This is a genomic window from Synergistaceae bacterium, assembly GCA_017443945.1.
Classification (GTDB): domain Bacteria; phylum Synergistota; class Synergistia; order Synergistales; family Aminobacteriaceae; genus JAFUXM01.
Genome location: JAFSXS010000037.1, coordinates 1 through 8,159, shown reverse-complemented (window position 1 = coordinate 8,159; position 8,159 = coordinate 1). Strand labels below are relative to the sequence as shown.

Genomic DNA, 8,159 nt, shown 5'->3' with positions numbered 1-8,159 from the left:
GCGGAGTGATTCAATTTTGTCAATACCTCCTATTACGTAAAATTTGCATAAAGTTTAGCATAAATTAATCTCGTAATAAAGTTTAAGGCATAAAATAAATTTTTCCCCTCGCTAAAAAACGGGGGGAGTTGTTATATTACGGTTTGTACGCTTTATAATAATGGTGCGGGACTCGTTCATTTTCCGGAGGCAGCTGCATATAATCGCCGTATTTCTGCGTCAAAATCTCGTGATAGCCTTTAGGTACCGGGACGCTAAAATCTTCAAACTTGAGATAAATTGTCTCGTCAAAATATTCACGTTTCCAACATTCAGAAGTCTCCCAGCCCGGAATCCCGACATATTCGCTGGTGTCGAATTTATATTTTTTTGCGATTGAGTCAAGTATCTTCAATGCGAGTCGGCGCGAAAAATTTAACCCGAAAACTTTACGCACAAATCTACATGTATAAACAAATGCAGCGTATCTGATTCTGCGTAATAACGTCTTACCTAGAATATATTTATTTCCACCTATTAAATGAAATATGATTAAATCTGCAATTTTGCGCCTGTTACCCGTCAGCCATTGAGGCCCCTCAAGACCGTCCATAGGGTAAACGTCAACAAATAAACCTGATTGATATGATTCTGTGATTGAGTTCGTAGTCTCCGAGACTCTAGCAATATAATAAGGGTAATTTTTGCGCGTAAGAATGTGATCTAAATGTAGCCCCCCCCCCCCTTGCATAAAGTACTTAATAAATTTTTCATAGTCATTACGTTTCATGACGATATCAAGATCATCATCCCATTTAATAAAGCCTCTTTCACGAACCGCACCCAGCAAAGTCCCGAACATAACCCAATATTTTATGTCAAGTTCTTTGCAAATAGAGTCTATTCTCTTGAGGACGTATAATTCCGCGTCGTGAATCTCGTCAATTGTCATTTCCTGCATTAAATTATTCCTCCTAACGCATAAATCAAGCCCGTTATAAAGCTCGCTAAGTTCGTGAATATCAGAGTCATAAAAAGTTTTCTCGTCATGTCAATATTCACGCATACACACAAAGCAAATTCTAGCAGGACTATAATAATTTCGCTAATAAATAATATAATCATGAACTCAATCGAATCGCCCGCAAAAGTCATCGAGTCTAAATATTGATTCAGAATCAAGTTACTCATTATGTTTATCGCCGCAAAGCATGAACACTCACGAAAATTTTTATAGCCCGCAAAATAAAATATCGGAGTCTCAATCAATGCCGTAAAAATCGCAATTATGCACATAAATTAACCCCGCAGCAAATAAGCTCAAAAATTGTATAACCGTCATAACATACGGCGACACCGCAAAATATTCTTTCAGGAAATACCCCGGCACAAGACACCCCGCAGCAAGTCCGAACATCAAGCCCGGATAATCAGGAAAAATTTTTTGCAAGAGTCTTAACGTCAGCGGCATCGTCATATTAAACGCGAACACAAGCAGAATAACCGCAAGATTTCCAGTCATTTGCAGCGCAAAAAAACTCATCACAAAAATTGCAAGTATACATTTTTTCCAGCCGGCTAAATCGCAGAGAATCCCTCCCGCCGATTTCCCCAACGCAAAAACGCACGGCATTAACATAACAAAACCGGGAATTTCTGCCGAACCTCCGAAGCCGCGAAGAATCACACACCCAAGCAGCAATAAAGCTCCAATTATTAGCAATCCTGACACTTTTTGCGGGTGATTATAAATATTTTCATGAACTCGAAATTTTTTCGCGCAAAATAAAGCCGTCCCAGTAAAAATTATGCAAATTACTTCAAATATCAGCGCACTAACAATTTGAGCAAGTCCAAGCCCTAAACCGATTGCACCGCTTGATACAAATATTCCAGGTTCACGAAAATTTTGCGAACGAGTCAGAATCATCACGCCCGCTGACACATGAAATAAACAATTTCCAGACGCAATTAATATAACCTGCAAAAATGTGCCGAGACCAGCAAATAATCCTCCCGCAAGCAAAACAGGAGCAACAGCAAAGACCGGCAGAATTAAATTTTTTCGCTTGTCAAGAATTAACCCCGCCAGCCATTGAAGACCGAACGCTATCACAGTGTAAATCCCGAAATAATATAATATCTCGTCAAAATTAGCCTCGTTCACTGCATAATCAGCCAGTACAGCACCGCAGACTCCGTCAACTGCAAAATGTAAAATCGTACATAACAGCAGCATTTATTAATTCGCGATAAAATAAATTTCGCCGTTCACGTTATAAACAGTTATACGCCTTCTGTAAATTCTCGCGCGCTTGCCTGACTCACTGCACTTGGCCTCAAGGAAATAATTTAATTTTTCGCCGTTTTCCGGACGCTGATATGTCAGAACGCGTTTAATTATTTCTGTGTCCTCTGTGCTTGTGCCGCTAAATGAATCAAGCAAATTATCATCATTCCTGAACGTGAAAGAATAATTTACATCTTTAGAAATCGTCATAACAAATTCTACTGCGCATTCTTTATCAGTAACGGGAGTCAATTCAAATTTTGCGCGCGTAAAAATTGCAGGACGATTCGGACGTACAACCGGTGCGGGCTGCGGTCTTGGCCGTCTAAATATTCTAGGGTCTGCAATATCTCCCGAAGCTGTCCCGGCAAATAATGCAAGTGATATAACAGCAATTACAAAACGTTTCATAAAATAAATCACGCTCTCAGAAAAAAATTTTTATTCATGTGAGTATAACACACTTGACAAAATTTTAATTTGCACTCATAATTTCGTACCTGAAAATTAAATTGTTTCAGGAGGTTTTTACATGGCCAGAAAAATGATTTATGGCATCGAGGATCGGCCGCCGTTCGTAATAATGCTTCTTTCAGGAGCGCAGCACGTTTTAACGCTTTTCGGTTCGACAACATTAGTTCCCTTAATATTTGGCCCCGCGATGGGAATGGACACTTTACAAATAGCTTCGTTAATATCCTGTGTTTATTTCGGAATGGGTGTAGCAACGTTAATACAGACAAGCAAAAAGCTCGGTTCAGGACTTCCAATAGTACAAGGATCGAGCTTTTCTTTTATCCCTTCGGTTATGACAGTTATAGCACTCTACAAAGCAGCAGGCCCCGAAAGTGTAATGCAATATATGGCGGGAGGCTTAATCGCGGGCGGAATAATTTTATCTGTCATCGGTTACAGCCGCATAGTCGGTGTGATTCGCAGAGTAATAACCCCTGTAGTAATCGGCCCGGTAATAATGGCAATAGGATTTTCTCTCGCAGGAACAGCAGTACAAGGAAACGCAGCTAATTATTGGCCGGCTTCACTTGCGGTCGTGATATTAATTTTCTTGTTCAGCTTAGTAATTCGCAACAAGTACATAAACATTTTCGCGATTTTATTAGCGATTGTGATTACTTATACAATTTGTCTTATTCTCTCAAGTAATGGAGTCTTTGCACCTGATCACCCCGCTTACGTAAATTTTGCGAAGGTTGGCGAGGCTTCATGGATTAGAGATTTCAAGACAGTTATAATTCCGTGGGGTATGCCGAAATTTAGTTTAATGGCAATAGCAGCAATGTTAGCAGGTTTCTTCGCAACAATGATTGAATCAATCGGCGATTATCATTCAGTTTCTTACGCGTCGGGAGTTAGCGATCCTGACTCAGAGACAATCAGCAGGGGAATCGGTGCAGAAGGTCTTTGCTGTGCGTTATCGGGTGTGTTCGGTTCAGTAGGTACAACGTCATACACTGAAAATATCGGCTTAATCGGATTAACAGGAGTTGCTTCAAGAGCTGTAGTCCGCACAGGAGCAGTAATATTAATTCTCATGAGCTTTGTAGGAAAATTGAGCGCGTTAATTGCTACAATGCCTTCACCCATTATCGGAGGTGCTTATATAGCTTTATTCGGCACAATTGGCGCAATGGGCATACAAGTTTTAATGCGTGCTGACATGTCGAGCCAGAGAAATATTTTAATCGTCGGTTTTGCGTTCTTAATGGCGTTAGGTCTTCCCGGCTGGGTTGAGCAGAATCAGGCTTTATTTATGAACCCGGCAAGCAGTCAGTTAATGCAGACTTTAGGCGGGATGATCTGGGCAGTGTTAAAGACTCCGATGGCAGTAGCAGGACTTTGCGCAGCCATTTGCGACTCACTTATTCCAGGAACTGACGCAGAACGCGGAATTAGCAGAGAATCGAATTAAGCGTAAATTTTTATAGATAGATATTCACGTTCTCCCAGTCGTTATGGCCGGGAGAAATTTTTTTTACGCGAATAGAGCCGTAAAGAACATCACATAAATTAAACCCGGCAGCATATCGCAGAGTCTCAATTTCGTTAGCTTCAACATGTTTAAACCTATTCCAATAATCATTAAGCCGCCGACTCCTGAAATATTTGCGTACATTTCCGGCGTAATTAGCGACTCAATTAACGACGCTGCAAGTGTAAAAGCTCCCTGATAAATAAATAACGGCACAACAGAAAATAATACTCCTATCCCGAACGAACCGGCCATCATCATAGACGCGACTCCGTCCATAACTCCTTTGGTGATTAATATTTCGGGATCATGTCTCAACCCGTCATTAAATGCACCGATTATCGCCATAGCTCCCACACAAAATAATAATGTAGCATTCACAAATCCTTGAGTAAAATTAGAGTTTGAGTCGGACTTGCTAAATTTTTCACGCAATTTATCGCCCAGAATATTTAATTTTTCTTCGAGTCCGATAATTTCACCCGTTATAGCTCCTAATACGAGACTTAATAACACTGGAATGGAATTTTTTGTGTTCAGAGTCATATTTATTCCTACATAGCACGTGAACAGCCCAAGACAGTTAAAAATTGTCCCGCGTTTTTGTTCGGATATAAATTTTCCCGCAAATAACCCGATAAGACTTCCGATTATTACTGTAATGCAATTAAATATAGTTCCTCCGGCCGGAATTGATTTAAAGATTTCAAGCATATAAAATTTTACTCCTGTTTAAAATTTTCGCTCATTGTAGCACATAAATTATGATATATTATTTGCGTGAAAGGCGGTTGACAAAAATTGTCGAGCAATAAAAGTATAATAATGGAGTCAGGAGTCAGGAGTCAGGAGTCAGGACAAGGGCAATTTGCGCTTACTCCGGTTATTTTCGTGAACGTGAAAAATTATTAGCGTCGTCATCAGGAGGAGCAGCAATCGCACTATCAGAATCAATAATTAAGCAGAACGGGATAATTTTCGGGGCTTGTTACTCGTCTGATTTCAGGTTTGCTGAATTTACCTGCGTTGAAAGACTCGAAGATTTAGACAGACTCAAAGGTTCTAAATATGTCGAGACCAGCAAGAAAAATTTATGGCCGTTAGTCGCTGAAAAAATAAAGTCAGGCCGTAAAATATTATTTATCGGACTCGGCTGTGATGTAGCGGCGTTAAAATCTTTCGTCAAAGCAAATAATCTCGACGACTCAAATTTGTACACGGTTGATTTAATCTGCTACGGGCCAACATTAAAGGAAGTTCACACGCAATATATAGAATCTCTCACTAAAAAATTTAATTCGCGCATAAAAAATTTCACTGTACGCTATAAAAAATTAGGCTGGACTCCTGCTTTTATCAGGGCAGAATTTGAGGACGGCAAAATTTTCTGTGAAGAGTTTTATAAATCCGATTACGGGCGGGCGTTTGCTTCATTTGCTCGTGAATGCTGCTATTCTTGCAGGTTCAGAGGCGTTAATAATAAATCAGATATAACAATCGGCGATTTTTGGGGAATAAATCACGAAATGAGCGGCTACAATCCCGACGGCGTGTCAGTCTTTATCGTGAACAATGAGCGCGGAAAAAATTTAATTGACATGATTGACACGAAAAATTTTGCTTTAATGCCCGCTGATATAGATTTTATTCTTGACAATAATTCAATGTATTATCTGACCCGAAATAAACCTGCTGATTACGAAAAATTTTGCGGTGATTTAATGCGCGCAGGACTTCACAAGGCGTTAATCAATCATGACGGCGGATACTTGAAAGTTTACGCGAGAAAATTTATCCCCTCACGAGTCAGAAAATTTATCAAGCGGACAATCTTGCACAGACAATAAAAATTTTCCCTCTCCTGCGAAATAACAAGAGAGGGCTTGTAATTATTATATTCCTGCTGCGCGCTTTAATTCTTCGGCTCTGTCAGTCTTCTCCCAGCCCGGCAGAACTGGTAAATCAATTCTTCCCATATGGCCGTAAGATGCAAGAGCTTTATATTGAGGCTTCCTCAAATCTAAATCGCGGATAATCGCAGCGGGTCTGAAGTCGAAAATCTCACGCAGTAATTCAGAAATTTTTTCATCGCTGATTTTTCCTGTACCGAAAGTATTTACATTGAGCGAGACAGGTTCAGCGACTCCGATTGCATAAGCGACTTGAATCTGGCATTCGTCAGCAATTCCGGCCGCGACGATATTTTTTGCAGCATAACGAGTCATATATGCGCCGCTTCTGTCGACTTTAGTGGGATCTTTGCCGGAAAAAGCTCCGCCGCCATGAGGTACCCAGCCGCCGTAAGTGTCGACGATAATTTTGCGTCCTGTCAAACCTGAGTCAGCCATCGGACCGCCCTTGACGAATCTTCCCGTAGGATTCACGAAAATTTTTGTGTCATGATCGATTAAATTTGCCGGTACTATGGGCGTGATTACGTGTTCGATTATGTCTGCTCGAATTTGCTTCAAACTTGCTTCCGGGTGATGCTGTGCAGATACTACGATTGTATCAGCGTGAACGGCCTTGCGATTCTCATAGCGCAAAGAAACTTGAGTCTTTCCGTCCGGTCTCAAATATGAAAGTGTGCCGTCTTTGCGGACTCTCGTTAATTGACGTGAAAGCGCGTGAGCTAGTGCAATGGGCATAGGCATAAATTCTTTTGTCTCGTTGCACGCATAACCGAACATCATGCCTTGATCGCCTGCTCCGGTTTTAGCAATGTCGTTTTCTGATAAATCCTGCTCGCGGACTTCGATAGCATTATTAACGCCCTGTGCGATGTCGCTTGACTGTTCGTCTATTGCCGTGAGAACTGCGCAAGTTTCTCCGTCAAAACCGTATTTAGCGCGTGTGTAGCCGATTCCGTTAATAGTTTCGCGCGCAATTTTTGGAATATCGACATAAGTTTTTGTGCTGATTTCGCCTGCTACGACAACAAGTCCCGTAGATACAAGAACTTCACAAGCGACTCTGCCCATAGGATCGTCTTTGAGAATCGCGTCAAGAACACCGTCTGAAATCTGGTCTGCTACTTTGTCGGGGTGTCCTTCAGTAACTGACTCGGACGAGAAAATAAATTTTTCTGACATAATAAATTATTTGCCTCCTTACATAATAAACAACGCACCCTCCGGAATTCAAGAGAGTGCGCTAAAAAATTTTTCTTGTCTCTCTCTCATCATCCAGCGTAAATAATTGCTGCCGGTATTGGCACCTGATTCGAACAGGTTGCCGGGCTTCATAGGGCCGGTCCCTCCACCTCTCTCGATAAGAGTTATATTTTTATGAATTAATCGCTACTTTGAGTACAACTCAACTGCGAGAATTTCATTTACTTCGATTGGCAGTTCCTCGCGTAAAGGTTCACGGATTAATTTTGCGCTGAACTGTGATTTATCCTTCTCTAAATAAGGCACATTGAACGAGACAAGCCCGTTAAAATTATTCTCTACTAATGGATTTGTGCGAGTCTTTTCTTTAAGGCTGATAACGTCATTAACTTTGACTCCGAATGAAGGAATGTCAACTTTTTCGCCGTTTACGAGCACATGACCATGACTCACAAGCTGTCTCGCCTGTCTGATTGAACGCGCGAATCCTGTTCTATAAACTAAATTATCTAATCTGCATTCAAGAGCTTTCAAGAGTGCTACACCGGTCATTTCTTCACTTTTTTTAGCCATGTCGAAATAACGTGCAAATTGTCTCTCAAGAATCCCGTAATATGCTTTAATTTTTTGTTTCTCCATTAATTGCAGGCCATATTGTGAAACTTTCTGACCTGTACGGGCTGCTGCGGCGGCTGCGGTTTTCTTTGTATCTGTACGCTTTAAAGCCTTAGGGTGTCCGCATACGTTCACACCCAGATGTCGGCATAATTTGAATCTCGGCTCTCTT

General features: G+C 41.0%; 9 protein-coding genes and 1 riboswitch. Of the genes, 2 read left to right on the top strand and 7 right to left on the bottom strand.

Annotated elements, in window-relative coordinates:
- Window positions 1-136: 136 nt before the first annotated feature.
- Genes IJT21_03960 through IJT21_03945 form a run of 4 tightly spaced genes read right to left on the bottom strand, consistent with a single transcriptional unit; the run spans window position 137 to window position 2,680 of the window.
- On the bottom strand, window positions 137-940 hold the full coding sequence (locus IJT21_03960) for a LicD family protein (GenBank protein ID MBQ7577408.1): 804 nt from the start codon (window positions 938-940) through the stop codon (window positions 137-139).
- On the bottom strand, window positions 940-1,275 hold the full coding sequence (locus tag IJT21_03955) for a hypothetical protein (protein MBQ7577407.1): 336 nt from the start codon (window positions 1,273-1,275) through the stop codon (window positions 940-942). Before IJT21_03955 ends, IJT21_03960 begins: the two co-directional genes overlap by 1 nt.
- Window positions 1,241-2,218, bottom strand: a complete 978-nt coding sequence (locus tag IJT21_03950; protein ID MBQ7577406.1) for a hypothetical protein — start codon at window positions 2,216-2,218, stop codon at window positions 1,241-1,243. Before IJT21_03950 ends, IJT21_03955 begins: the two co-directional genes overlap by 35 nt.
- A gap of 3 nt (window positions 2,219-2,221) precedes the next feature.
- The gene (locus IJT21_03945) at window positions 2,222-2,680 is read right to left on the bottom strand and encodes a hypothetical protein (GenBank protein MBQ7577405.1); all 459 of its coding nucleotides are present in this window, start codon (window positions 2,678-2,680) and stop codon (window positions 2,222-2,224) included.
- A 121-nt stretch (window positions 2,681-2,801) separates the two neighbouring features.
- On the opposite strand from IJT21_03945, the gene IJT21_03940 reads away from it, so the two are divergent.
- Entirely contained in the window at window positions 2,802-4,199 is a 1,398-nt protein-coding gene (locus tag IJT21_03940) for a purine/pyrimidine permease (GenBank protein ID MBQ7577404.1), read from the top strand.
- Between the two features lie 63 nt (window positions 4,200-4,262).
- Here the strand turns inward: IJT21_03940 and IJT21_03935 are convergent, their stop codons facing one another.
- Window positions 4,263-4,973: a DUF554 domain-containing protein gene (locus tag IJT21_03935; GenBank protein ID MBQ7577403.1), complete on the bottom strand. Its 711-nt coding sequence runs from the start codon at window positions 4,971-4,973 to the stop codon at window positions 4,263-4,265.
- Between the two features lie 152 nt (window positions 4,974-5,125).
- Between IJT21_03935 and IJT21_03930 the strand changes: the two genes are divergently transcribed.
- Window positions 5,126-6,106, top strand: a complete 981-nt coding sequence (locus IJT21_03930; protein MBQ7577402.1) for a Coenzyme F420 hydrogenase/dehydrogenase, beta subunit C-terminal domain — start codon at window positions 5,126-5,128, stop codon at window positions 6,104-6,106.
- Between the two features lie 45 nt (window positions 6,107-6,151).
- On the opposite strand, the gene metK is transcribed toward IJT21_03930, so the two are convergent.
- Window positions 6,152-7,351 carry a methionine adenosyltransferase gene (gene metK / locus IJT21_03925; GenBank protein ID MBQ7577401.1) on the bottom strand — a complete coding sequence of 400 codons (1,200 nt, stop codon included), beginning with the start codon at window positions 7,349-7,351 and terminating at the stop codon, window positions 6,152-6,154.
- 83 nt (window positions 7,352-7,434) lie between these two features.
- A riboswitch (SAM riboswitch) is annotated at window positions 7,435-7,536 on the bottom strand.
- A 22-nt stretch (window positions 7,537-7,558) separates the two neighbouring features.
- A partial coding sequence (gene rpsD / locus IJT21_03920; GenBank protein MBQ7577400.1) for a 30S ribosomal protein S4 occupies window positions 7,559-8,159 on the bottom strand: 601 nt, incomplete at its 5' end.